The sequence below is a fragment of the Pseudoalteromonas nigrifaciens genome (genome assembly GCF_002221505.1).
Classification (GTDB): Bacteria; Pseudomonadota; Gammaproteobacteria; order Enterobacterales; family Alteromonadaceae; genus Pseudoalteromonas; species Pseudoalteromonas nigrifaciens.
In genome coordinates this window covers 817718-844152 of sequence record NZ_CP011036.1, presented here as the reverse complement: position 1 = coordinate 844152, position 26435 = coordinate 817718, and the positions used below count along the sequence as shown (strand labels likewise).

23 protein-coding genes are annotated in these 26435 nt (G+C 40.6%); 4 read left to right on the top strand and 19 right to left on the bottom strand.

The features are described from left to right. Positions 1–44: 44 nt before the first annotated feature. Both ptsP and rppH read right to left on the bottom strand, forming a co-directional pair. Positions 45–2309, bottom strand: coding sequence for a phosphoenolpyruvate--protein phosphotransferase (gene ptsP / locus PNIG_RS03955; RefSeq protein WP_089367852.1), 2265 nt, complete (start codon positions 2307–2309; stop codon positions 45–47). A gap of 28 nt (positions 2310–2337) precedes the next feature. Beyond that, complete coding sequence (gene rppH / locus PNIG_RS03950; protein ID WP_008111786.1) at positions 2338–2856, bottom strand: RNA pyrophosphohydrolase; 519 nt, start codon at positions 2854–2856, stop codon at positions 2338–2340. Between the two features lie 426 nt (positions 2857–3282). On the opposite strand from rppH, the gene mutH reads away from it, so the two are divergent. Beyond that, on the top strand, positions 3283–3954 hold the full coding sequence (gene mutH / locus PNIG_RS03945; RefSeq protein WP_089367851.1) for a DNA mismatch repair endonuclease MutH: 672 nt from the start codon (positions 3283–3285) through the stop codon (positions 3952–3954). 411 nt (positions 3955–4365) lie between these two features. On the opposite strand, the gene eno is transcribed toward mutH, so the two are convergent. From eno to rlmD, 5 genes are all read right to left on the bottom strand, one after another. After that, positions 4366–5664 carry a phosphopyruvate hydratase gene (gene eno, locus PNIG_RS03940; RefSeq protein ID WP_058372749.1) on the bottom strand — a complete coding sequence of 433 codons (1299 nt, stop codon included), beginning with the start codon at positions 5662–5664 and terminating at the stop codon, positions 4366–4368. A 109-nt stretch (positions 5665–5773) separates the two neighbouring features. Continuing rightward, the gene (locus tag PNIG_RS03935; RefSeq protein WP_011327437.1) at positions 5774–7408 is read right to left on the bottom strand and encodes a CTP synthase; all 1635 of its coding nucleotides are present in this window, start codon (positions 7406–7408) and stop codon (positions 5774–5776) included. Between the two features lie 160 nt (positions 7409–7568). Next, positions 7569–8366, bottom strand: a complete 798-nt coding sequence (gene mazG, locus PNIG_RS03930; RefSeq protein ID WP_089367850.1) for a nucleoside triphosphate pyrophosphohydrolase — start codon at positions 8364–8366, stop codon at positions 7569–7571. 2 nt (positions 8367–8368) lie between these two features. Then, positions 8369–10525, bottom strand: coding sequence for a GTP diphosphokinase (gene relA / locus PNIG_RS03925; RefSeq protein ID WP_089367849.1), 2157 nt, complete (start codon positions 10523–10525; stop codon positions 8369–8371). A gap of 8 nt (positions 10526–10533) precedes the next feature. Continuing rightward, the gene (gene rlmD / locus PNIG_RS03920; RefSeq protein WP_089367848.1) at positions 10534–11859 is read right to left on the bottom strand and encodes a 23S rRNA (uracil(1939)-C(5))-methyltransferase RlmD; all 1326 of its coding nucleotides are present in this window, start codon (positions 11857–11859) and stop codon (positions 10534–10536) included. 102 nt (positions 11860–11961) lie between these two features. On the opposite strand from rlmD, the gene barA reads away from it, so the two are divergent. Both barA and PNIG_RS03910 read left to right on the top strand, forming a co-directional pair. Continuing rightward, a complete protein-coding gene (gene barA / locus PNIG_RS03915) occupies positions 11962–14718 on the top strand; it encodes a two-component sensor histidine kinase BarA (protein WP_089367847.1) in 2757 nt (918 codons plus the stop codon). A 62-nt stretch (positions 14719–14780) separates the two neighbouring features. Further along, positions 14781–15149, top strand: a complete 369-nt coding sequence (locus tag PNIG_RS03910) for a VOC family protein (RefSeq protein ID WP_089367846.1) — start codon at positions 14781–14783, stop codon at positions 15147–15149. A 135-nt stretch (positions 15150–15284) separates the two neighbouring features. On the opposite strand, the gene pdxJ is transcribed toward PNIG_RS03910, so the two are convergent. The 10 genes from pdxJ to rpoE all read right to left on the bottom strand — a co-directional run bounded on the left by pdxJ (position 15285) and on the right by rpoE (position 23849). After that, on the bottom strand, positions 15285–16016 hold the full coding sequence (pdxJ, locus tag PNIG_RS03905; RefSeq protein WP_011327431.1) for a pyridoxine 5'-phosphate synthase: 732 nt from the start codon (positions 16014–16016) through the stop codon (positions 15285–15287). A gap of 22 nt (positions 16017–16038) precedes the next feature. Then, entirely contained in the window at positions 16039–16731 is a 693-nt protein-coding gene (recO, locus tag PNIG_RS03900) for a DNA repair protein RecO (protein WP_011327430.1), read from the bottom strand. A gap of 22 nt (positions 16732–16753) precedes the next feature. Then, positions 16754–17686 carry a GTPase Era gene (gene era / locus PNIG_RS03895; RefSeq protein ID WP_011327429.1) on the bottom strand — a complete coding sequence of 311 codons (933 nt, stop codon included), beginning with the start codon at positions 17684–17686 and terminating at the stop codon, positions 16754–16756. Continuing rightward, complete coding sequence (rnc, locus tag PNIG_RS03890) at positions 17676–18353, bottom strand: ribonuclease III (protein ID WP_041454353.1); 678 nt, start codon at positions 18351–18353, stop codon at positions 17676–17678. Before rnc ends, era begins: the two co-directional genes overlap by 11 nt. A gap of 2 nt (positions 18354–18355) precedes the next feature. Then, positions 18356–19291 (bottom strand): signal peptidase I, encoded by a 936-nt coding sequence (gene lepB, locus PNIG_RS03885; protein ID WP_089367845.1) that lies wholly within the window; start codon positions 19289–19291, stop codon positions 18356–18358. A 16-nt stretch (positions 19292–19307) separates the two neighbouring features. After that, a complete protein-coding gene (gene lepA, locus PNIG_RS03880) occupies positions 19308–21098 on the bottom strand; it encodes a translation elongation factor 4 (RefSeq protein ID WP_011327426.1) in 1791 nt (596 codons plus the stop codon). Positions 21099–21220: 122 nt separating this feature from the next. After that, a complete protein-coding gene (locus PNIG_RS03875; protein WP_011327425.1) occupies positions 21221–21670 on the bottom strand; it encodes a SoxR reducing system RseC family protein in 450 nt (149 codons plus the stop codon). A 20-nt stretch (positions 21671–21690) separates the two neighbouring features. Next, the gene (locus tag PNIG_RS03870; RefSeq protein ID WP_089367844.1) at positions 21691–22644 is read right to left on the bottom strand and encodes a MucB/RseB C-terminal domain-containing protein; all 954 of its coding nucleotides are present in this window, start codon (positions 22642–22644) and stop codon (positions 21691–21693) included. 4 nt (positions 22645–22648) lie between these two features. Continuing rightward, on the bottom strand, positions 22649–23266 hold the full coding sequence (locus tag PNIG_RS03865; protein WP_011327423.1) for a sigma-E factor negative regulatory protein: 618 nt from the start codon (positions 23264–23266) through the stop codon (positions 22649–22651). 1 nt (position 23267) lies between these two features. Beyond that, the gene (gene rpoE / locus PNIG_RS03860) at positions 23268–23849 is read right to left on the bottom strand and encodes an RNA polymerase sigma factor RpoE (RefSeq protein WP_011327422.1); all 582 of its coding nucleotides are present in this window, start codon (positions 23847–23849) and stop codon (positions 23268–23270) included. A 244-nt stretch (positions 23850–24093) separates the two neighbouring features. On the opposite strand from rpoE, the gene nadB reads away from it, so the two are divergent. Then, the gene (gene nadB / locus PNIG_RS03855; protein WP_011327421.1) at positions 24094–25701 is read left to right on the top strand and encodes an L-aspartate oxidase; all 1608 of its coding nucleotides are present in this window, start codon (positions 24094–24096) and stop codon (positions 25699–25701) included. Here nadB and PNIG_RS03850 read toward each other — a convergent pair. After that, positions 25679–26047, bottom strand: a complete 369-nt coding sequence (locus tag PNIG_RS03850) for a hypothetical protein (protein ID WP_041454661.1) — start codon at positions 26045–26047, stop codon at positions 25679–25681. The two genes, nadB and PNIG_RS03850, sit on opposite strands and share 23 nt — an antisense overlap. A 40-nt stretch (positions 26048–26087) precedes the next feature. Next, a complete protein-coding gene (locus tag PNIG_RS03845) occupies positions 26088–26339 on the bottom strand; it encodes an FAD assembly factor SdhE (RefSeq protein ID WP_011327419.1) in 252 nt (83 codons plus the stop codon). Positions 26340–26435: the final 96 nt, after the last annotated feature.

Sequence of the window (26435 nt, the reverse complement as noted above, 5' to 3'; positions counted from 1 at the left end):
ATGCGCGTATCTTAATGGATTCTGATTACAGTTAACACGAGAATTTATTTTGGGGTGTAAAATAAGTTGCCTAATTCATGCTCTATCATAAAGCTGCGAGTTAAACGTAATACTTGCTTAGCCGACGATTGCGCTAAGCACTCTTTAAGTAATGCTTCCATTTCGCTGACATGTAAGCGCCTAAGCACCCATTTAACTTTATTTAATGATGATAAGTTCATACTTAAACGACGATACCCCATGGCAATAAGTAATATTGCGCCTTCAGGATCGCCGCCAAGCTCGCCGCATAAACTAAACGGTAGCTCGTATTGCTGGCACTCACGAGCCACATTATTTAACACTCTGAGCACTGCAGGGTGATACGGGTTAAACAGTTCTGCAACCCGCGCGTTTGATCTGTCTACAGCGAGCAGGTATTGCGTTAAATCGTTACTGCCCACTGAGCAAAAATCGACTTTTTTAGACCAGTCTGCCAGCATAAATACACTCGACGGTACTTCAAGCATAATACCTATATCGGGTCGTTCAATTGTTTGCTCTGGGTATTGCTCGTTAAGCTCAAAATACGCTTGCTCAAAAAGAGCTAATGATTCGTCTACTTCTTCTGTACCACTTATCATCGGCAGCATTATTTTTAAATTACCTAAGCCTATATTTGCTTTAAGCATGGCTTTGAGCTGATCTAAAAATAGCTCAGGGTGATCTAAACTAATGCGAATACCGCGCCAACCTAAAAAGGGATTTTCTTCGGTAATATTAAAATAATCGAGAACTTTATCGCCACCAATATCCAACGTTCGCATTACTACCGGATTAGGGTAATAACTATTAAGCACTTCTCGGTACCAGGTTTCTTGCTCTGATTGCGATGGAAACTGCCCTTTTTGCATAAACCAGGCTTCGGTGCGGTACAAGCCAACGCCGTCACAAATATGGGCACTGTTTTGCTGCGTGTTTAACTCCAGCCCCGCATTGAGTAGTAAACTTATGTGTTCACCATCAAGGGTGACCGCTGTAAAGTTTTGCTCGGCTAAAAAACGATTATTAAGTAAGTTGTCTTGGTGTTGTAATTCTGTGTATTCATCAATTAGCATTTGCGATGGGGAAATATATAACCGCCCCGAAAACGCATCCAAAATCATTGGTTTACTATTTAATTGCAGTAATGGAATATCTTCGATGCCCCAAATAGCAGGCACGCCCATAGCACGGGTTAATATTGACGCATGACTGTTTGCCGAGCCATTTATGCTCACCACCCCCACTAGGCGATCGTTAGGCACCTCAGCCAGCATGGCTGGAGTAAGTGTATGCGCTATAAGTATGGTATTGGGTGGATAATCTTTTATTGCGAATTCGGTATTAACAAGGTGGTGCAACACTCGCAGGCCAATGTCTTTAACATCAACCGCGCGCTCTTTTATGTATGGGTCTTGCATGGCATTAAACTGAGCGATTAAACGCTCAATTACTATTTTTAAGGCGCTTTTTGCACACCAACCTTGTTGCAACTCCATCTCAACGTTATGACCTAAGCTTTTAGCATCGAGTAATTGCTGATAAACATCAAAAACAGCCAAAGCCTCATGCGGAATAGAATCACTTAGTGTCATTGATAGTGTATTAAATTCTTTTCGGGTTGCCGCTACGGCTTGGGTAAATAAGCGTCGTTGCTCATTTACATCGCTTTCTTTTTCAAGCTCAATTGATTTAAAGTTAACTTTAGGAATAACTACAAATGCATGGCCAATACTAATACCCGGAGCACTCGACACCCCTTTTAATACCGAGGTTTGATGAGAAGACTCATCTTGACGCAATACTTCTTTTATTTCAGCATGCGCTAATTGTGAGGCAAGTTGCGCCGACAAAGTAATTAAAAACGATTCTTCATCTTGGCTAAATACACGCGCCATTTTTTGTTGTACTACAATAACGCCCAGTACTTTTTTTTGATGCACCACAGGCACAGACAAAAATGCGTTATAGCCTTCTTCGTTTACTTCTGGGGAGAGCTTAAAGCGGGGATGAGATTTGGCAAAGGCAATATTAATTGCCTCCTCGCGCTGTGCCACCAGCCCTACTAGGCCTTCGGTAAAGCCAATTCTAAACTTACCCACCGCATCGGGGTTTAACCCTTCGGTGGCCATAAGTACAAAGTTATCTTGGCTGTAGTCAGCAAAATAAATAGAGCAGCACTGGGTTTGCATGGCTTCTTTAACCATTGTCACAAAGCACGCTAAAGCACTGTCTAAATTCGCTTGTTGCGAAACCGACTCTGCAATAGACCTAAGTGTTGCCAGCATGTCCTGCTCCTTTAATTTACTAAACTAACTACCTTTTATTTCGCCAATGATCTTTTTGCTGTTCGCGTTTATTAAAAGGCATAGCAAAAGGAGCAAACTCTTTCATTACACGCCGATAAACATCGCGTTTAAACGACACCACCTGCCTTACCGGATACCAATAACTTACCCAGCGCCAATCATCAAATTCAGGATGATGGGTTTTAAGTAAATTTACGTCCTCATCTTTACAGCGTAGTTTTAGTAAAAACCATTTTTGTTTTTGCCCAATACATACCGGACTTGAGTCACGGCGTATTAATCGTTTGGGTAACTTATAGCGTAACCAATGTTTAGAACTTGCGACTATCTCTACATCTTCTGGTCGCAAGCCTACTTCTTCGTGTAATTCGCGGTACATGGTTTGTTCTGGCGTTTCACCATCGTCAACACCGCCTTGGGGAAATTGCCAAGAATGTTGACCATAACGTCTAGCCCAAAACACTTGTCCTTGGTTATTGCAAATTACAATTCCGACATTGGCACGAAAACCTTCGGCATCAATCACCTTAGTGCCTCATTTGTAAGTCGATTTTTAATGATTGTTCCACATTACCTGCTTTACGGCAAACAATATTGGAATATTTACTGTGGTTACTCACAGCTTGTGCATAACTTTTGTAAAACACGCTCATTTAGCAAACAAATCCACAATATAAGATCGCAAAACTGGATTTCTCCACAGATTCTGTGGATAAACATGTTTATATATGTGTACTCATTCAAACAACCTTAGTGTCACTTAATGAAAACTGAACAGTTTATTTTTAAATTTCATTATAATTCATGGGCTTATATTTATTTAACTGTTTATTAAAGTGTGTAAAATTGCACCAAACCCAAGGTGCACAAAAAACACTCAAAGGCAAAGATATCCACGGCTGGACTGATTTGCTATCATGGCGATGGTATTTATTCAACTTAAATAAACAGTATGCGACCTATAAAACCACATTCAATTAATGACTTAATGCAGCGTGTTAATAATATTGCTGGGCTTACCCTTGGCCAATTAGCCAATGAGTATAACTTTAAAACGCCTGACGATTTACTCCGTGAAAAAGGCTGGACGGGGCAATTAATTGAATATGTATTAGGCGCAACTGCTGGCTCAAAACCACTGCCCGATTTTGAAGATTTAGGCATAGAGCTAAAAACATTGCCAATTTCTTATAAAGGCAAGCCGCTAGAAACCACCTTTGTGTCGGTAACCCCACTCATTAACGTTACTGGCATGACCTGGCACGTAAGCAGCGTGCGTAAAAAACTAAACCATGTACTTTGGTTGCCTATACTCAGCGAGCGCGACATAGCCCCGTTTGATAGGATCATAGGCAGCGGCTTTTTATGGCAACCCACACCTGAGCAAGACGCTTTACTGCAACGCGATTGGGAAGAACAAATGGAGCTTATTGCGCTAGGGCGTATTGATGAAATATCGGGGCATTTAGGTGACGCAATTCAAATTCGCCCTAAAGCCGCGCACAGTAAAATAGTAACCGATGCTATTGGCCCTAATGGTAAAATTATTAAAACCCTGCCCCGTGGCTTTTATTTAAAAACCAGCTTTACCGGCGAAATTTTAAAACAGCAGTTTCAACTTTAATTTGTACAAATAGAAGTAAATTAGGGCGGCATAAAATTAAACTTGAGGCGACAACTAACTTGAAAAACTCCGTTGTGAGTAAATCATTTAAAATTTTTGCACAAAGAGAAAAAATGAGAGTAAATGAGCAGTGACAAGACACATTATTTAGTCTTTTTAGCTTCTCTAAAGCGTAGCGCCTCATAACCTCTTTGTGCATATATTCACTTAAAGTCTTTTCACACTACTTTTAACATATTTAAACTAAAAAGAGAGATAGAAAACCCCACCTAAAAATCGTATTTAAACTGTTACTGACAGTTATCTCACTTCTGATTTTCTGGTTACTGTTTTACTTTTTTTACCTAGGCAAAAAAAATCCCCACCAAAGTGAGGATTTATAAGCTTAAACATCATATTCTAATTAAAGAATTACTGACCTTTAACTTCTTTTAAACCGTTGTACGGTGCTTTAGCGCCTAATTGCTCTTCAATACGAAGCAATTGGTTGTACTTAGCAACACGATCAGAGCGGCTTAATGAACCAGTTTTAATTTGACCTGCGGCTGTACCTACTGCTAAATCTGCAATGGTTGAATCTTCAGTTTCGCCTGAGCGATGAGAAATAACAACTGTAAAACCAGCATCTTTAGCCATTTTAATTGCAGCTAATGTCTCAGTTAAAGAACCAATTTGGTTAAACTTAATTAAGATTGAGTTAGCAATACCGTTGTCGATACCACGTTTTAAAATCTTAGTATTGGTTACAAATAAATCGTCACCCACTAATTGGATTTTATCACCCATTAGTTTAGTTTGGTGTGCAAAGCCATCCCAGTCAGACTCATCAAGGCCATCTTCGATAGACACGATTGGGTACTGCTGAGTTAAATCTTGTAAGAAGAAGTTAAATTCTTCAGAGGTGAACTTTTTGCCTTCACCTTTAAGATTGTAAATATTTGCTTCTTTGTCGTAAAACTCAGAGGCAGCACAATCAAGCGCTAATGTAATGTCTTTACCTAGCTCGTAGCCTGCATTTGCAACAGCTACTTTAATTGCAGCTAGTGCCGCTTCGTTAGATGCAAGGTTTGGTGCAAAACCACCTTCGTCACCTACCGCTGTTGAGTGACCGTCTGCTTTTAGTACTTTAGCTAGGCTGTGAAATATTTCTGCGCCCATGCGTAGAGCTTCACGGAAGTTTTTAGCGCCAATAGGTTGGATCATAAACTCTTGAATATCTACAGAGTTATCTGCATGTTCGCCGCCGTTGATAATGTTCATCATTGGCAATGGCATAGAGTAAACACCCGGAGTACCGTTTAAGTCAGCGATATGTTCATAAAGCTCAACTTTTTTAGATTGTGCAGCAGCTTTAGCCGTTGCTAGCGATACTGCTAAGATTGCGTTAGCACCTAGTTTTTCTTTGTTTTCGGTACCATCTAAATCTAGCATTACTTGATCAACAGTGCTTTGCTCAAGTGCATTTTGGCCTGCTAAAGCGGTTGCGATTTCATTATTAATAAAACCAACGGCTTTTAATACGCCTTTACCTAAATAACGAGATTTATCACCATCGCGTAATTCTAATGCTTCGCGAGTCCCTGTAGATGCGCCAGACGGCGCCGCAGCACGGCCCCATGAACCATCAGCTAAATGTACATCAGCTTCAACAGTTGGGTTACCACGCGAATCCATAATTTCGCGACCAATTACTTTTACGATTACTGACATCTTGATTCCTCTATATTCCCAAAATGGTGAATTACTGCCAACTTAATTTAAACTAATTTGGTTGGCATTTAAAACAAATAAGCCGTGCAATATGCACGGCCTATTAATATTACGAAGACGCTTTTTGGTGGATGTGAGCCGCAGCTACAAACCCTTCAAATAGCGGGTGACCATCGCGTGGTGTTGAAGTGAATTCCGGGTGGAATTGCGCTGCAATAAACCAAGGGTGATCTTTGTTTTCAATAATTTCTACTAGTTTTTTATCTTCTGATAAACCAGTAAAGCTTAAACCTGCTTTTTCTAGCTGCTCTACAAAGTTATTATTAACTTCGTAGCGATGACGATGACGTTCTACTATTTCATCGCTACCGTATACTGCATGCACTTTAGAACCCGGTGTTAAATGACATTTTTGTGCGCCTAAACGCATAGTGCCACCTAAGTCTGATTTTTCATCACGCTGCTCTACTTTACCTTCAGCATCTAGCCATTCGGTAATTAAGCCAACTACAGGGCTTGCAGATTGTGCGTTAAATTCAGTTGAGTTTGCATCAACAAGGCCGGCTACGTTACGAGCGTATTCAATTAACGCCACTTGCATACCTAAACAAATACCTAAGTAAGGCACTTTGTTTTCACGCGCGTATTTAGCCGCTAATATTTTACCTTCAACGCCACGACCACCAAAACCACCAGGCACTAAAATAGCATCTAGATGAGCTAACGAATCAACGCCTTTGGTTTCTAAGTCTTGTGAGTCAATGTATTGAATATTTACCGTTAAACGATTTTTCAGACCGGCATGTTTCAATGCTTCGTTTACAGATTTATACGCATCTGGTAATTCAATGTATTTACCTACCATACCAATAGTTACTTCACCTGTAGGGTTAGACTCTTGATAAAGTACTTGTTCCCATTCAACAAGGTCAGCTTCAGGGACATCTAAATGAAAACGACGACATACAAAGTAATCTAAATCTTGCGACTTTAATAGCGCAGGAATTTTATAAATACTGTCTACATCTGGTAGTGATATAACCGCTTTTTCTTCTACGTTGGTAAACAATGCAATTTTTGCACGTTCGTTACTTGGCAGCTTACGATCTGAGCGACAAATAAGAATATCTGGTTGAATACCAATTGAACGTAGTTCTTTAACCGAGTGCTGCGTTGGCTTAGTTTTCACTTCGCCTGCAGGGCCTAAAAATGGTACTAGCGTTAAGTGAATAAATAACGCACGCTCACGGCCTATTTCTGTACCCATTTGACGAATTGCTTCTAAAAATGGTTGTGACTCTATGTCACCCACTGTACCGCCAATTTCAACAAGTGCTATATCATAACCTTCAGCGCCAGAATAAACACGTTGCTTAATATCGTTGGTAATATGTGGAATTACCTGAATTGTTGCTCCAAGGTACTCGCCACGTCGCTCACGATGTAATACATCTTTGTATACACGACCTTGTGTAAAATTATTGCGACTTGTCATCTTGGTGCGAATAAAGCGCTCATAGTGACCTAAGTCTAGATCGGTCTCTGCGCCGTCTTCTGTAACGTATACTTCACCATGTTGAATTGGGCTCATTGTGCCTGGATCAACGTTGATGTAAGGATCCAGCTTTAAGATAGTAACATTTAAGCCACGGGCCTCTAAAATAGCTGCCAATGATGCTGCTGCAATACCTTTACCCAACGAAGAAACAACCCCGCCGGTAACGAAGATAAATTTTGTACTCATGCGAACCCTAGAATATCAGGAATTAAAAGGAATATAATACCCAAACAAGTGATTTTGGAATATAAACAGGACGGGGAGAAATTGTACCAAAGCATAGCCAATCAATCCAGCTAAAATTAGAAATTGTAAGCACAAAAAACAGCCATAATTTTACTACAAACTATTTGACTTTTTTGATCTCATCCCATGCTGCATCCATCTCATCAAGCGTGGCAGACTCTAAACATTTACCTTGGGCATTTAAATAAGCTTGGACTTTTTCAAAGCGAGTTGAAAACTTGTCGCTGGCGCTGCGCAGTAATTGCTCTGGGTCGCGCTTTATATGGCGCGCAACGTTTACTGTAGCAAACAGTAAATCGCCCAGCTCTTCTGCACTATGATCTGAATACGGATTGTGAGCGAGTGCTTCTTTTACTTCGTCTACTTCTTCGCTCACTTTATCCAATGCACCATGGTAACTTGGCCAATCAAAACCAAGAGCTGCTACCCGCTGCTGAATTTTTTTAGCTTTGCTTAAGCTTGGCATATTAACGGGAATATCTTGCCACAGCGAAGATGTAGCGCTTGCAGTTTTAGCGCTGCGCTCTTGTGCCTTAATTGCTTGCCACTGCGCTGCAAGCTCATCATCGCTTAGCGCTGTTTGCTTGTCGAACACATGAGGATGGCGGCGCGTAAGTTTAGCGTTTAATTGTGTCACTATATCGTTAAAATCAAATAGTTTTTGCTCATTTGCAAGTTGAGCATAAAACACAATTTGAAAGAGTAAATCGCCAAGTTCATTTTTAAGCTCACCTAAATTGCCCGATTCAATGCAATCGGCCACTTCAAACGCTTCCTCAATAGTGTGCGGCACTATTGAGCTAAAAGTTTGCTTACGATCCCAGGGGCAACCAAGCTCAGGATCTCTTAGCGTTTTCATTATATTTAGTAGTTGCGCAAGCGCGGCGTTATCTGCCATATTTATTGCCCTCGCTTTGCACTGTGTACACCTTCAATTTGGTGTAACTTAGAAAGCACTCTATTAGTACCCGACAGATCGTGTACCTCTATTTGCATAGTAAATATAGCAATTTGATTATCATCAACGGTATTTACATTCATATTTAGCACATTCACTTTTTCGTTGGCTAACACTACACTTATGTCACGAATTAAACCTGAGCGATCGCTGGCTTCTATTCTAATACTTAGCGCATAGGAGTTATGAATATCGTCTGACCAGCTTACAGAAATAACCCGCTCTGGGTGCTGAGTTTTTAAATTATCAAACGAGTCGCAATCATCACGATGTACACCAATACCGCGCCCTTGCGTTATATAGCCAATAATTTCATCCCCCGGAACCGGACGACAACATTTAGCAACATGACTCATTAAACTGCCTACGCCGTCAACCACAATACCGTTATTATCGCCGGTTACTTTTGTTGGGGTTTTAAAGCGTATTACCGGCTCGTCTTCGGGGCGATCGGTAACAAAGTTAAGCATTTGATTAAGGCGAATATCGCCTGCGCCAATGGCGACCATTAAATCGTCGAGCTCTTTAAAGTTAAAACGCTTAATAGCGGGTGCTAAGTCTCTATAATTTAAATCGAGCTTTTGCAGTTCGTTATCAAGTATTTCTTTACCGGCACTAAGATTTTTGTCGCGATCGAGCTGTTTAAACCAATGGTGTATTTTTGCTCTAGCACGCGATGATTTTATATAGCCTAATGACGGGTTTAACCAATCGCGGCTGGGGTTTGGCTGTTTTTGGGTAAGAATTTCTACCTGATCGCCGGTGCTTAATTGATGGGTAAATGGCACTATTTTGCCAAATACTTTAGCGCCAATACAACGATGCCCCACATTAGAGTGAATATAATAAGCAAAATCTAATGGTGTTGCTCCCAGTGGTAAATCAAAAATATCGCCGCGCGGGGTAAATACGTATACACGGTCTTCTACCACTTGGTTTTTAAGCTCTTGCGCTAGGTCGCTGCCATCAACCACTTCTTCTTGCCATTGTAATAGTTTACGCAACCAGCTAATTTTTTGCTCATAACCTGAGCCTCGCCCTGGCAATGCGCCTTCTTTATACATCCAATGCGCAGCAACACCCAACTCGGCATCTTGGTGCATATCGCTAGTGCGAATTTGAATCTCTACCGTTTTGCCTTCGGGGCCAAATACCACGGTATGAATAGACTGATAGCCATTTTGCTTTGGCGTGGCTACGTAGTCGTCAAACTCTTTATGCAAATGACGCCAGTTAGTGTGCACTATGCCCAGTGCGCCGTAACAATCTTGCAGGCGCTGCACCACAATACGCATTGCACGAATATCAAACAGTTGATCAAACTCGTAGTTTTTTTGCGCCATTTTTTTATAAATGCTGTAAATATGCTTTGGTCGCCCGTAAACCTCAGCTTCTATGCCCGCCTCGCTTAAGCGCCTTTTAACTTGCGCTACCATGTCTTCCATGTAGGCTTCACGCGCTAAGCGTTTGTCATCAAGCTGTTTGGCAATGTTTTTATAAATATTGGGGTGTAAATACCTAAACGATAAGTCTTCAAGCTCCCACTTTAATTGCCCTATACCTAAGCGGTTTGCCAGTGGTGCAAAAATGTCGGCGGTTTCTTTGGCGGCAATAACGCGCTCTTCTTCTGCGGCATTTTTTACATTGCGTAAATGACATACTTGCTCTGCTAACTTAATAACAACCGCGCGCACATCCTCTACCATAGCAAGTAACATACGGCGAATATTATCAACCTGTACCGTGCCTTTTCCTTGATGCGCCAAAGTGCTAATAGTCGCCATTTGTGCGACCCCGTTTAGCAATACCGCAATACTGCTACCTAGCTGCTCTTCAACAGTTTCAAGGGTGACTAAGTTATTTATAAAATACGGCGTTAAATAAGCAGTAGCTAATGAGTCTGCATCAAGATTAAGCTCGGCTAAAATTTCGACCATTTCAATGGCTGTGCTTTGTCGGGTGGTATTGTCGCACGCTAAACAAAGTGCCTGTGCTTTATTAAGCAGCTCTACTTTTTCTGCCGACAGAGCAAGTAACTTTAAGCGACTAGCAAAATCCCCGGTTTCATCCTGTTGATGTGATTGACGTGTAGCTACCATAATGCGCTTTACCTCCGTTGAAATAACGCCATAGTTTCAATATGTCCGGTGTGCGGAAACATATTCATTAGCCCAATTTTATGCAGTTCAAAGCCTGCTTGCGAAATAATAGCGCTGTCACGGGCTAAAGTAACAGGGTCGCATGAGACGTATAAAATAGTTTTAAACTGCTTTAAAGGAAGTTGTTCTAATACCGTTATCGCCCCAGTACGTGAGGGGTCTAACACCAGTACATCTAAATTTTTATTAAACCACGAAGCCGTTTCAATTTTATTTGTTAAATCAAAGCAATTAAATTGAGCATTAGTGATTGAGTTAGTGTGCGCATTTTGCGTTGCCATTGCAACCGCTGAAGCAACCCCTTCTACACCAATTACTGTTTTTGCTTGTTTTGCCAGCACTAGTGAAAAGTTACCAATACCACAAAATAAATCTAATACGTTTTCGTCGCCTTTTAGTGCCAGCCAATTTTGTGCTTGTTTAAGCATTGCTTGATTAACGCTAGCATTAACTTGGATAAAGTTATTTAAGCCAAATTCAAACTTTAACCCTAACTCTTCAAGTGCATAAAATGGCATGGCTAAATGTGAGTGTTCAATCACTTCACTTTCGCTTTGCCACACTAATTGCCATTGTTGCTCAGCGGCACTTTGTGCTACCAGTGCTTTTATATCCTCTGAAATAGGTTTTGTGTGGCGAATAATAACAAAGTTTTGCTCATCGCCTTGGCACAATTGCAAGTGAGATACACTGTGCAATGCCTTGTGTTGATTAATTAAGTTATCAAATACAGTAAATACATTTGCAAATACTTCACTTAGTACTGGGCACTCATTAATACTAATAATACTTTTAGAGCCACTTGCTCTATAGCCTACATGCATTTTTTTTGCTTTTTTATCAAACATTACCGCTAAACGAGCACTTCGTCGGTAATGAGTGGCTTTACTTAATAAGGGTGCTTGCCAGTTTAATTCATCAAGCTTGGCAAACTTTTCAAATAATTTGCTCACTGCTATTTGCTTTTCGACTACCTGTTGGCTGCTATCTAAATGCTGTAACTGACAACCACCACATTGATTATAATGCTCACAAAACGGCGCTACGCGATATTCACTCGCCTGTAATACTTTATGTGTTTGCGCTTCGCTGTAACGCGCTTTGTCGGCAACAATGGTGGCTTTTACTTGCTCGTTTGGCAAAGCATTACTTACAAAGCACACTTTATTATTGTGTTTCGCTATGCCGCGACCATGGTGATCCATGGCGGTGATATCGAGCACTAAAGACTGTTGTTTTAGCGGTTTTTTTGTTGCTTTAAATATTTGCGCCATTAGGCATTACCTTAAACATTTGATGAATCGACTCCAATTGCAGAATACCTCATTATCCGTATATACTCTGAGCATGCTGATAACAATAATAACGCTCCCAATATGACTAAATTAGGCTTACGCGATTCTGTTTTAACACTCACTCTGATCCCCACGGTGATCATTGGATTGTTACTCGGTGGTTATTTTACAATAAATCGTTACATTGAGCTTGATGAAATTTTATATCAACAAGGGACTACTATTTCAGAGCCCCTTGCTATTGCACTTGAGCAGCCATTACTTGAAAAAAACAAACAACTACTAAATCGTGTCATTAGCTATACCCACAATAAGCACTCCCCAGTAGTAAAAGCGATTGCATTATTTGACGACAATAATAAGCTAATAATAACCAGTAACTATCATCGCTCGTTTGATGACTTGCTCAACAACGAGCAACTAAATAATCTTAATGCCACTCAAGTTCATAAAACAGATGATTTAATTACCTTTTTTACACCCATTATTAATCACACAAGTCCTGATACAAAATGGGATAAATCGATATTTCAAACCTCACTAGGAACTGTAGTATTACAGTTAAATAGAGATCAAGCAGTTATTGGTCAGCAAAGGGCCTTACTGGTCAGTGGTATTGTTATTATACTAGCCTTGGTCTTGGCCGCCATTTTAGCACTTAAACTTAGCCATATGTTTATGAGCCCTCTTAATAAATTAGTACTGGCAACCGATAGGCTCGTGGAAGGTAAAAGAGAAACTGGTTTAAACGAATCTATGGTTGGTGAGTTTGAGTTGCTCCGCGAAGGGTTAAATACTATTTCTTACTCTATGGTGATGCAAAAAGATGAAATGCAAAAAAACATTGATCAAGCCACCAGTGATTACCGCGAAACACTAGAGCAGTACGAAACGCAAAATATTCAGCTCACTATGGCCAAAAAAGAAGCCCAAGATGCCAACCGGGTTAAATCTGACTTTTTGGCAAAAATGAGTCATGAGCTACGCACCCCTTTAAATGGCGTGATTGGTTTTACGCGTCAGCTGCATAAAACGCCATTAAATAAAAACCAAAAAGATTACTTAGATACCATTGAACTGTCGGCTAATAGTTTAATGACCATTATTAGCGATATATTAGACTTTTCAAAATTAGAAGCAGGCGCTATGGAACTTGAGTCTATTCAGTTTCAGTTGCGCGATACCGTTAACGAAGTAATGACGCTGTTAGCCCCAAGCGCCCATGATAAGCAGCTTGAGCTGTCTATTTATATTAGCCCGCAAGTGCCCGATCACCTAACCGGTGATCCTACGCGATTAAAACAAGTTTTAATTAATTTATTAAGTAACGCAATTAAGTTTACCGAAAAAGGCGCTATAAAAGTCGACATTAGCCATAGACTACTCGATGATGAGCGCACCTCTATTTTAGTCTCAGTGGCCGATACCGGCGTAGGTATTCCTGTTGATAAGCAAGATGCATTATTTACCGCCTTTGGCCAAGCCGATTCAAGTATTACCCGTAAATTTGGTGGCACTGGCTTGGGGCTAATTATCACCAAGCATATTGTAGAGGCCATGAGTGGTAAAATTACACTTAACTCAGCCCCTGGTAATGGCACCTGCTTTACCTTTAATGGCGTATTTAGACTGCCTAATCATGTGTTTGCCAGTGACTTACCAACTAAATCTTTGCTCGGTAAGCATGTTTTATATTTAGAGCCACACGAGCACACCCATCATGCTGTTTTATCTTTGCTTAACGAATGGCAAATAAGTGTGACCGGCTGCTTTAGCGATGCAGAATTTTTAGCAGCAATCGACAATAAAGAGCAGCAATATGATATTTGTATCATTGGTGATATGGCCTCGGTTAACGATATGCAGCGTTTAAAGGCTCATGTAAAAGCGGTGCGTGAATCAACCGACTATTTATATTTAATGCTCAACACGGTATCGCATAGTATGCGTGAAGCCTTTATTGGCAGCGGCGCTGATGCCTGCTTAAGTAAACCGCTTAACCATCGTAAATTGTGTGAACTACTTGCCGCGCCGTATCGATTAGATCACCCGGTGCACAACATTGAGCAAAATGAGCAAACACTCTTGCCGTTAAAAGTATTAGTAGTTGACGATAATGACGCTAACTTAAAATTAATTTATACCTTACTTAATGAGCAGGTTGAGCTAATAGACACTGCGCACAATGGCTCGCAAGCTTACAGTTTGAGTAAAAGCCACAAGTACGACGTAATATTTATGGACATACAAATGCCAATTATGGATGGTATTACTGCCTGTAAGTTAATTAAAGAATCATCATTAAACGAAGATACTCCAATAATTGCAGTGACCGCACATGCACTGCATAGCGAAAAAGAGCAGTTATTAAAAGACGGTTTTGAAGGCTATTTAACTAAACCGATTGATGAGGACATGCTCAATCAAATTATTTGCGATCACAGCCCACAACTACCGGTTAGCCGCGATAAACTAAAAAACATGCCACAAAGCCCGCCCCCTTTTAAGAGTGTGCGCCTTGATTGGGGCATAGCACTGCAACATGCTGGCGGTAAAAGTGAGCTGGCATTAGAAATGCTCAATATGTTATTACTCAGCGTGCCCGAAACACTTAGCCTATTAGCACAAGCTATTGCCGATGAAGACTGCAAACAGGTACTTAGCATTATTCATAAGTTACATGGTGCGTGTTGCTACACTGGCGTTCCTAAATTAAAGTCGCTGGCCGAAACAATCGAAACCGCGTTAAAAAGTAACTGCGTATTAGCCAGCATTGAACCTGAGTTATTTGAACTACAAGACGAGCTAGAAAACTTACTACTTGATGCTAAAAATTAAAGGCTCAAAACTATAAAACGATAGCTATTGCGCCATCAGTACAATAAATAGGAAGAGACTTTATGAGCAATAACAAGGTAATTGGTAGTATTGAATGGCGCGATCTTACTGTGGCTGATGCACAACAAATCAGCGACTTTTATGCACACGTTGTTGGTTGGCAAAAAGAGCCTGTAGATATGGGCAGTTACAATGATTTTAATATGAATAACGCACAAGGGACAATAGCAGGCATTTGCCATGCTAAGGGCGATAACGCCGATTTACCAGCACAGTGGTTAATGTATGTTCGCGTAGAAAATGCTCAGCTTAGCGCACAAAAAACGCTGGAGTTAGGAGGTGAAATTATTAAAGGGCCGATTGAATATGGTGGCGAAAGCTATTTTATTATTCGCGACCCAAGTGGCGCTATTTTGGCAGTATATTCTTAACTTTTAGTGGCTTTAATTGTACTCACCCAAGCTAGTTGCTAACTTGCATAACAGCCGGGCTCAAAATTAGAAGCTCCATGCACCTAATATAACTAAGTAGCAAGAAGCTTCAAGTAGCTTATTTAAAGCGAGGCTTTAGGCACGCGCTTCAAGCATTAAGCGTTTCATATCGCGTACGGCTTTATCTAGCCCATCAATGGCGGCACGAGCAATAATGGCGTGACCAATATTAAGCTCATAAATTTCTTCCATTGCGGCAATTGGTTTTACATTATGGTAATGCAAACCATGGCCCGCATTGACAATTAAGCCAATACTGGCTGCGTATTTAACGCCTTGGCGAATATGTTCAAGCTCTTTGCTTATTGCCTCATCGGTTGTAGCATCTGCATAAGCACCGGTATGAATTTCAACATACGGAGCGCCTGTTGCTTTAGCTGCATCTAGCTGCGCTTTATCGGCATCAATAAATAACGAAACTTTAATACCTGCGTCGCTCAAGGTTTTTGTTGCTGCGGTAATTTTTTCAAGATTACCCGCCACATCAAGTCCGCCTTCGGTGGTTAGCTCTTCGCGTTTTTCTGGCACTAGGCATACGTACTCAGGTTTTACCTCAAGTGCAATATTGATCATTTCATCGGTTACGGCTGTTTCAAGGTTCATGCGTGTTTGTATGGTTTTAGCCATTACATACACGTCACGGTCTTGAATATGACGGCGATCTTCACGTAAATGAATAGTGATACCGTCGGCTCCTGCATGCTCAGCTACACTTGCTGCATGTGCTGGATCAGGGTAGCTAGTGCCACGTGCTTGGCGAAGTGTTGCAATATGATCAACGTTTACACCCAAAAGAATATCTTTCATTATTTTACCTGTAAAATTACGTTTATTGAGAGGCCGCAAATAACTCACGACTTTTTAATGGTTTATTACCAAGTAGTGGCTTTAATAAGTAGCGGCTTAATTGCTTTGCCATATATAGCACATCTGCTTGGCTAAAGTCATGATTAGCTATGGCATTAAGTTGCAAACCGCTAAATCCAGAGCGCGGATCGTCTTGTACTAAAAAGCCAACTTCTGCAAAATAGCTATACGTTCGCTTTTCATCTATGGGTTCACCGCTGGCGTCAAAACTAAAATCGACGCCATAACCTAATAGTTCTAATAGTTGAAATTCGTAAGAACGCAGTACTGCTTGTAAATTAGCACCGCTATTAAGGTTTTTTAAGTGCGTATTATAAAGCTGAAAAACCTGATCAATCGGTTCATTAATTGGCACAATTCGATTAGTTAATTCATTTAAATAAAAGCCGCAATAAAGCTCATCACCTTTTAAAAAAAGTGGCGTACCGTGCAGTTCAAATTTGTTGATGTATTTTAAATCGTACTTGCCGTTGTAATGTACCAACAAGGCTTGGAAAGGTTGTAATTGCGCTTTATGTTTAGTGGCCTGGCGGCCACTAATACGGGCTAGCATTCTAAGTTGGCCAACGCCTTCTACTAGCATATCAAGCATTACTTGGGAGTCACTATAAGGACGCCGATGTAATAAATACGCTCTGTAGAAGTCGCTATCCATAATTTAAACTGCTAGCAGATTATTAGTCTTCACCATAACCTAGGCTTCTTAATGCGCGCTCGTCATCAGCCCAACCCGATTTAACTTTAACCCAAAGCTCTAAAAACACTTTATTATCGAGCATTTCTTCAAGATCTTTACGTGCTTCGCGACCAATGGTTTTTAGCTTTTCGCCTTTATTACCAATCACCATACGCTTTTGTGTTTCGCGCTCAACGAGTATTAAACCATTGATATGCCAAATACCGTTTTCTTGCCATTTAAACTGCTCTATTTCAACAGTAACAGAATACGGTAGCTCCTCGCCCATAAAACGCATTAGCTTTTCACGAATGGTTTCTGCTGCCATAAAGCGCATTGAACGGTCGGTTACGTAGTCTTCTGGAAAATAAAATTCACTTGGCTGAAGGCGTTTAGTTACTTCAGCTTTGATCAAGTCGATATTTTTACCTTGCTCAGCCGACACTGGCATAATACCAATAAAGTCAAACTTGTCGCCTAACCACTTCATATGAGGCAGTACTAGGTCGCGATCTTTTACTAAATCTATTTTATTGATCACCAATAATACCGGCTTACCACTTTGCGATACTTTATTAAGTACCATGTCGTCATCGGCATTCCAGTGGGTGCCTTCAACTACAAATATAATAAGCTCTACATCACCAATTGAACTAGATGCTGCGCGGTTCATTAAGCGGTTAATAGCACGTTTTTCTTCAACGTGTAGCCCAGGTGTATCAACGTAAACAGCTTGATGCTTACCTTCGGTATGAATACCCATAATACGGTGGCGTGTGGTTTGTGGCTTACGTGAGGTAATACTAACCTTTTGCTCAATAATTTTATTAAGTAAAGTAGATTTACCTACGTTAGGGCGCCCTACTATTGCGATCATGCCGCAAAACGTATCTATATCGCCATCGTGTGGTTGTATTAAGGTATCAAGGTTCATTTTTGAGTATCTTCAATGCTTTTTCAGCAGCTTTTTGTTCGGCTTTACGACGCGAGCTACCAACAGAAATAATGCTATCCATGCCATCAACAATACATTCAACCGTGAATGTTTGATTGTGTGCCTGGCCTTTTGTATCAACAACTGTATAGCCCGGTAACGATAGTTTACGAGCTTGCAAATGCTCTTGCAGCAGGGTCTTAGGATCTTTTTGATTAAGCCCTGGTGAAATAGCATTTAAACGCTCTTCATACCAAGATAAAATTAATTCGCCACAGCGTTCAATATCCGAATCTAAAAACACAGCGCCAATAATCGCCTCTACGGCATCGGCAAGTGTTGACTCGCGACGAAAGCCGCCACTTTTTAGCTCGCCTGGACCTAAGCGTAAATAATCCCCTAAGCCAAACTCTAAGCCAAATTCAGCCAATGTTTGACCACGCACTAAGGTAGAGCGCATACGGCTTAAATCGCCTTCACGCGCTTTAGGAAACTTAGCATACAGCGCATTTGCAATCACAAAGCTTAAAATTGAATCGCCTAAAAATTCTAGTCGCTCGTTATGCTGACCTTTATGACTACGATGCGTCATTGCTTGCTCAAGCAAGCCTTGATCTGCAAATATGTAGTCTATTGTTTTGTATAGTTCTGTTACATTTTTTTTCATTGCTATTGAATATTACCTAGGCGTTCAAAACGAACACCAGTTGGAACCCATCCTGGTAAAATGTCATCTGGGCCATTATCAAATTCAAAACTCATCCATATAAAGACAGCTTTACCCACCAAGTTTTCTTTTGGCACAAAACCCCAAAAGCGACTATCTTGGCTGTTATCGCGATTATCACCCATCATAAAATAATGATCAGCAGGAACAACCCATTCATCGGTAGGTGTACCTGGTTGCTGATAATAACGCCCTTTACGTTCAGGCGCCTGAGGGTTAATTAAAATATCATGGCTTAACGTAGTTAAGTTTTCATTTAAACGCGCTAATGCCATTGAGCCTTGCTTAAATTCGTCATCATTAATTAATTTAAAATCAATTTTATTAAATTCATTACAAAGCAGCTCACCCTGCTGGGTTTCACCAGCTTTACAATTAGGTTGAATATATAAACGCTTATCACGATAAACAATTATATCGCCAGGCAAGCCTATTGTGCGTTTAATAAAATCGACCTTTTCGTCTAGCGGGTATTTAAAAACAATAATATCACCACGCTCAGGCTCACCTACATCAACTAATTGGCTGCGCCATACTGGGTCTTTAATTCCGTACGAATACTTTTGCACTAAAATAAAATCTCCTACTAATAAAGTAGGCATCATTGAACCTGAAGGTATTTGAAACGGTTCAAACATAAACGATCTAAATATAGTGATAGCAGCAATCATCGGAAAAATCGACTTTGCTGTTTCAGTAAGCATAGGCTCTGGTGCGATTAATGCGGCAGTTTCTTCATCTAATTTACCACCAGCAGAAGCCTCTGCCATAGCCAAATGCGCATTTCGTTTCGGCGCAAACATTAAGTGGTCTATTAACCATATTAGACCTGAGCCTAAGGTTAATAGCACCAATAAAACTGAAAAATAGCCAGCCATTTATAATCCTTTGTTTTTATTTACCAACTTTTAAAATAGCTAAAAACGCTTCTTGAGGCACTTCAACGTTACCTACTTGCTTCATGCGTTTTTTACCATCTTTTTGCTTTTTAAGTAGCTTTTTCTTACGACTCACGTCACCGCCGTAACACTTAGCAATTACGTTTTTACGCATCTGTTTTATCGTAGTACGGGCAATAACATGTCCGCCAATAGCTGCTTGAATCGCAATATCAAACATTTGACGTGGAATTAGCTCTTTTAGTGCATCGGCTAATTGGCGACCACGTGATTGCGCACTGTCGCGGTGAGCAATGATCGCCAGCGCGTCGACGCGCTCTGAGTTGATTAAAATATCAACACGTACCATATCTGATGTTTGGAAATGCTTAAAGTTGTAATCAAGCGACGCAAAGCCACGACTGGTTGATTTTAACTTATCAAAAAAGTCCATAACTACTTCTGCCATAGGCAGTTCGTAAGTTACCGCAACTTGCTTACCATGATATGACATTTTAGTTTGCATGCCACGCTTATCAACACACAAGGTAATAACACTACCTAAGTATTCTTGCGGCACTAAAATATTGGCTTCTACAATCGGTTCACGAATTTCTAAAATATCGTTTACCGCAGGTAAATCAGATGGGTTATCAATTTGGAAAGTCCCGTCTTTTTTAGTCACTACTTCATAAATTACGGTTGGTGCTGTGGTAATTAAATCAATATCGTATTCACGTTCTAAACGCTCTTGAATAATTTCCATGTGTAGCATGCCTAAAAAGCCACAACGAAAACCAAAACCAAGTGCTGTTGAGTTCTCTGGTTCGAAAAATAACGACGCATCGTTTAAGCTTAATTTATTAAGCGCATCACGAAACGATTCATATTCATCAGAAGCAATTGGGAACATACCTGCATACACTTGTGGTTTTATTTTTTGAAAACCAGGTAAACGCAATGGTGCCGCATTTTTTTGATGAGTAATAGTATCGCCAACAGGTGCACCATGTATTTCTTTAATACCAGCAATTACAAAGCCTACTTCACCGGTTCTTAAAATACCTGTGTTAGTTTGCTTTGGTGTAAATACACCTACCTGATCGGCTGTGTGTACGTGATCGTTCGACATGATTTTAATTTTGTCGCCCGCGCGCAATTCACCGTGCTTAATGCGCACTAATGATACAACACCTTGGTATGGGTCAAACCATGAGTCAATTATAAGTGCTTGAAGAGGAGCATCTTTATCGCCAACCGGTGGCGGTACATCTTTAACTATCATTTCAAGTACTTCAGCAATACCAACGCCAGTTTTAGCGCTACATTGCACTGCATCTAGGGCATCAATACCAATAATATCTTCAATTTCTTCAGCCACACGAAGCGGATCGGCTTGTGGTAAATCTATTTTATTAAGTACAGGAATAACTTCTAAGTTCATTTCAATGGCAGTGTAACAATTTGCCAGTGTTTGTGCTTCAACACCTTGACCAGCATCTACAACGAGTAACGCACCTTCACATGCTGCTAATGAGCGTGATACTTCATAAGTAAAATCAACATGCCCTGGGGTGTCGATAAAGTTAAGCTGGTAGATCTCGCCGTCATTGGCTTTATAATTCAAGGTTACACTTTGCGCTTTAATGGTAATACCACGTTCGCGCTCAATATCCATTGAATCCAAAACCTGTTTTTGCATTTCACGGTCGGTTAAACCACCACAAACTTGGATCAAACGATCTGAAAGGGTCGATTTACCATGGTCAATGTGGGCGATGATCGAAAAATTACGGATATGCTTCATAAAATGGATTCTAAACTCTATTTTAATGGACTAAGTAGATATACCTAAACAACTTGAAAATATTTATTTTTATATTTTCAAGTTGCTGTGGCGTAAGCGGGCAATTTTACATTTAATTGGCATCAATCACCATCTATTTGAGTTAAAGGAAGGCTAATTGGATGAATTTTTATCACTTTGATATCATGCCTGAATGATTTAACCCACATTTTAGCCATTAAAAAGCCAATACCGCCACCCAAAGCAGCAGCTAAAATTTGCCATCCTTCGGTAACTAACAGTAATTCAGCGGCAACTAGCGCAAAGCCTAGGCTTAAAAATAGCGGCAACATATATACAGTAAAGGCGTGTTTAACAACGTGGCTGTCATCAAGCGACAAGGTGATTTTTTGTCCCACCACTACGGGCGTGTCAAATTTATAGGGAAAGGTTTTTTTAGCACTGCCAAATAACTTACTAAACACCTGCGATCCACAACGACCATTACAGCCTTCGCATGCTTGTTTTTGTTGTGCCTCTAAATGTGCAATGTGGCCACTAAGGGCCACAACTTTTAAGGTTTGTTCTATCATAACAACTCTTTATAAATCGTTTATAATGCGCGGGTCACCGACTCTGCAATTTTTTTGGCCGTTAAACTAGGAATATTACCCACCACCGAAACATCAAAATTACCGCCGTTGTGCATATAAACTGTGGTTGCCCCAGAGGTGAGTGAGCCACTTAAGCGCTTACCCGGCAAAGGTCTTTGTATAAATACCGACACTTCTACAAAGCCATCTGAAAATAAATAGTAGTCGGTTAATTCATTATTTAAATCTAATTTATGGCGGTCTGATTTTAATAATTCAAAGCCTGCTGGCAACCAGTCTATTTTCCACGTTTTTGCCTTATCACTGACCAATGTTTCGAGTGAGTTATTTGGTAACGGGGTTGGAAAGTTGCGATTAAGTATTTCCAGCAACATACTAGCAGGCTGCTCTGTAACACTTATGTGGGTAAGTTGCAGTTGCTCTAAAGCTTCGCCTTGATGATTAACATAGGCTGCTTTTAGTAATAAAGAGGATTCCATATCAAGCCAAATCCAGTAGTTATATTTGTCTTCATCTTTAGATTCTATACGTACTAACTGAGCTGCTCGTCCTGATATACGCCCTTTTCCACCAAGTACAAAGTCATAATGGCCACTTAAACGCTCAACGTTTTTAAACAGTACTTCAGGAATTGGCCCTGCAATTGAATCAGTTGTAAGTGAATAAGGCTCTGATTGCGGCTCAAAATAAGTAACTTGGTTGTCAACGCGTACCATTTCTAGGCCCGCGCCATTGAGTAAACTTAAGTGTTCTATCTCAATGTCATCTTGTTTTGCATGTAACCAACGGTAGGGTTCCATGGTTTTACCTTTAACAACCACAAACGAGGCGTCAAAGTTACGGGTATGAACGGCATTAGCCATTTTAAGCAGTAAATCTTTGGCAGGATTGGTGTCGCTGGCAAAGGTATTAAAGCTGATTGCCAGCGACAGAATAAAAGTAATTACTTTCATTTAATTAGTTGTTTTCCTCTGGTTTTTTTGCATCCGTTTGCGCAGCCTCTAATGAATGTGCAACACGAGCTTGGCGTTGATGCTCTAAAACAAGTGCGCCAATACGTTGCTGCTGCAATTCACGCAAACCATTTTCTGCGTTTTTAAGCGCGGGCTCCGATGAATAACTCACTGGTGATGCAGTACCTGTAAAAGGTGTTGTTTGCAGCAATGGAATTTCGCTTTGTTGCGCGCCATCGCCCTGTGGCAACATATTTACGCCTACAATAGCAAACATAGCAACACTTGCTGCAATTGCAAGTTGCGCCACTGGCTTGCGCCAATTAAATGCCACAACTTTATTGTCGTTTATAGTATCACTTTGCGGCGCAGATTGCGCTTTAGACTGACTGAAATCTGCATATACTGGTTCGCTTTCGAGTGCTAACGCAACACGCTTGCTAATATCAATATGAATATCGCTGTGATCTTTTTGAGCTCGCATTGCATCACCAATTAACGCATAACGGCCAAAGGTAGCAACGTCTTGCTCTGCAATTTTTGCATCTGCTAGTTGTTGCTCGCCGTCAAGTAATGCAGATAACGATTCGTCATCTAACCTGTTAACGTGTGCTTTTATCATACTAAGACTCGCCTATTAATGGGTTTAATTTGTTATCAATTGCTTCACGGGCACGAAATATACGCGAACGTACCGTCCCGACTGGGCAATCCATTACCACAGCTATTTCTTCATAGCTCATCCCTTCAATTTCTCTGAGGGTGATTGCGGTTTTAAGATCTTCAGGCAAACTATCAATCGTATTAAAAATAACAGCGCGTACTTCTTCGCTCAGCAGTAAATTTTCAGGAGATGCGTTAGAACGCATTGAGTCCGCGCAGTCATAAAATTCGGCATCTTGTGCGTCTATATCACTTGCTGGCGGTTTACGCCCCTGAGCTACTAAATAATTTTTAGCACAATTTACTGCAATACGGTACAACCAAGTATAAAAGGCACTATCGCCCCTGAAGTTAGGAAGCGCACGATAAGCTTTTATAAACGCTTCTTGTGCTACATCTGCAATATCACCCTGATTTGACACATAACGTGAGATCAAACCGGCAATTTTGTTTTGATACTTCTTTACTAATAGGTTGAAGGCGTTTTTATCTCCTTGCTGAACCCTTTTTACTAGCGCTAAATCTTGATCCTGCTCGCTCATTCGAGCCGGTACTCCTGTGTCTAATTTTTGCTTATCATTCATAGTGTCGCCATTGTTCACAGATACTCTGACTCTTACATGAATAAAAAGTTCTGCTTTATATTGTTTTTTTATTAAATAGTCGTAAATAACCGTAGTTAGAGCCAAAATTACTACTTGGTATGATGGCAAATATGATACAACTACCACTATTGAAAACAAACATTGCTCTATATGGGCATTGTAACCGCAAAGTACCTCTGACATGAACCAAAATAAACATCACATTGCAGATGTCGCTATTATCGGTAGCGGCGCAGCGGGCTTATCACTTGCCTTATCTTTAGCTAACTATTGTAACGTTACCGTAATCAGTAAGGGAGCACTCACTGAAGGCTCCACACTCTATGCCCAAGGTGGTATAGCCGCGGTATTTGATAAGAAACATGACAGTATAGAATCACATGTGCAAGACACGCTCGATGCGGGCGGTGGCTTATGCGACAAAGAAGCAGTGCACTATACCGCTAGTAATGCCCACGATTGTTTGCAATGGTTAATTAATCAAGGCGTACCGTTTGATATAGAGCTGGATAGCCATGGTAAAGAGCGTTTTCATTTAACGCGTGAAGGCGGCCACAGCCACCGACGCATTTTACACGCCGCCGACGCTACTGGTAAAGCCGTACAAACTACATTAATCAGCCAAGTTCAAGCCCACAAAAACATCACCCTGTTAGAGCATTACAACGCCATTGATTTAATTACAGATAAAAGCGGCAATAAAGCCAGCTCGCATATAAATGGCATGTATGTATGGAATAAAAACGCCAAAAAAGTAGAAACAATTGCGGCTAAATTTGTTGCTTTAGCTACAGGTGGCGCTAGTAAAGTGTATTTGTATACTTCAAACCCTGATGTCTCCAGTGGTGATGGTATTGCTATGGCATGGCGTGCGGGTTGTAGAGTGGCGAACATGGAATTTAACCAGTTTCATCCAACCAGTTTGTACCACCCTGAATTACAAAACTTTTTAATTACCGAGGCAATGCGTGGTGAAGGCGCTTATTTAAGACGCCCCGACGGCAGCCGATTTATGCACGAGTTTGATGAGCGTGAAGAGCTTGCTCCTCGCGATATTGTTGCTCGCGCTATCGACTTTGAAATGAAACGTTTGGGTGCCAATTGCGTATTTTTAGACATTAGTCACAAAGATAAAGATTTTATTATTGAGCACTTCCCCACTATATATGCAAAGTGTCTAAGTGTCGGGCTCGATATTACCAAAGATCCTATTCCTGTTGTACCTGCAGCGCATTATACCTGTGGTGGAGTAATGACTGACTTTAATGGTAAAACCGATTTAGATAACTTATATGCAGTAGGTGAAGTTGCTTATACCGGCTTACATGGTGCTAATCGTATGGCGAGTAACTCATTACTAGAGTGTATTGTGTTTGCCCATGCGGCTGCAAAAGACATTTTAAGCAAAATTGAACATGCACCAGAGCCCATTAATCTGCCGCACTGGGATGAAAGCCGCGTAGCTAATTCAGATGAAGAAATAGTGATTACTCACAACTGGCATGAACTAAGGTTGTTTATGTGGGACTACGTGGGTATTGTGCGCTCAACTAAACGCTTAGAGCGTGCACTACATAGAGTTGAGTTGTTACAGCAGGAAATACATGACTATTACGCTAACTTTAGAGTTAGTAATAACTTGTTAGAGCTGCGTAATTTGGTACAAGTTGCCGAACTAATTATTCGCAGTGCACTTGAGCGTAAAGAAAGCCGTGGCCTGCACTACACTATTGACTATCCAGAGCAAAACGCTAATCCAACACCTACTATTTTAACTCCACAGCGTTAATTGCATTAAGTGTGGCGCGTTTTAGGCGCGCATAGCTTTGTACATCAACACTATTGGCTGTAATAATCAGCCAATAGTTGTTATTAAAACCCTTAATATAAAGCCAAACACTGTTGCCAATTAAGCGGCTTTTAGCACTTATTTCGCCTTGAATTAACCGTGTGCTATTTTCAAACCTAAACTGCTTTGGGGCTAAAATAATAACGCCTTCAAGTGGCTGTACTGCCTGCATTTTTAGCCATACAAGTATGGCCGCTACAAAGTTAACAACTATGCAAAAAATGATTGCCTCGAGTGAACTTAAAAATAAGCACAGCAATAATGTTAAAACACAAAAAAAGACCACAATAGGTTTATGGTCTGTTTTGTTTGCTGTAACTGTAAACCTATACACGAACTCGGTCTAAAATAAGTTGCACCATGCTGTTGAGCTGCTCATCTTTACATTCTTTATGGCCCATAAACCAAGCAAATAAGTCAGGATCTTCTTCGGTAAGTAAACGCTGAAAAATAGCTTGCTGTTCAACGCTAAGTGAATCAAAAGCATCCTCTACAAAGGGCATAAACAATACATCTAGCTCTAGCATGCCACGGCGACAAGCCCAACGGATACGTGCTTTACTATGAATTTCAGTCATTTTAAACCTCATATTTAATTGACCTGAGTTTAACAAATACCAATTAATTTAGCAGCTCTTAATCACTTATTAAAATAATAAAAACCCGTACAGAGT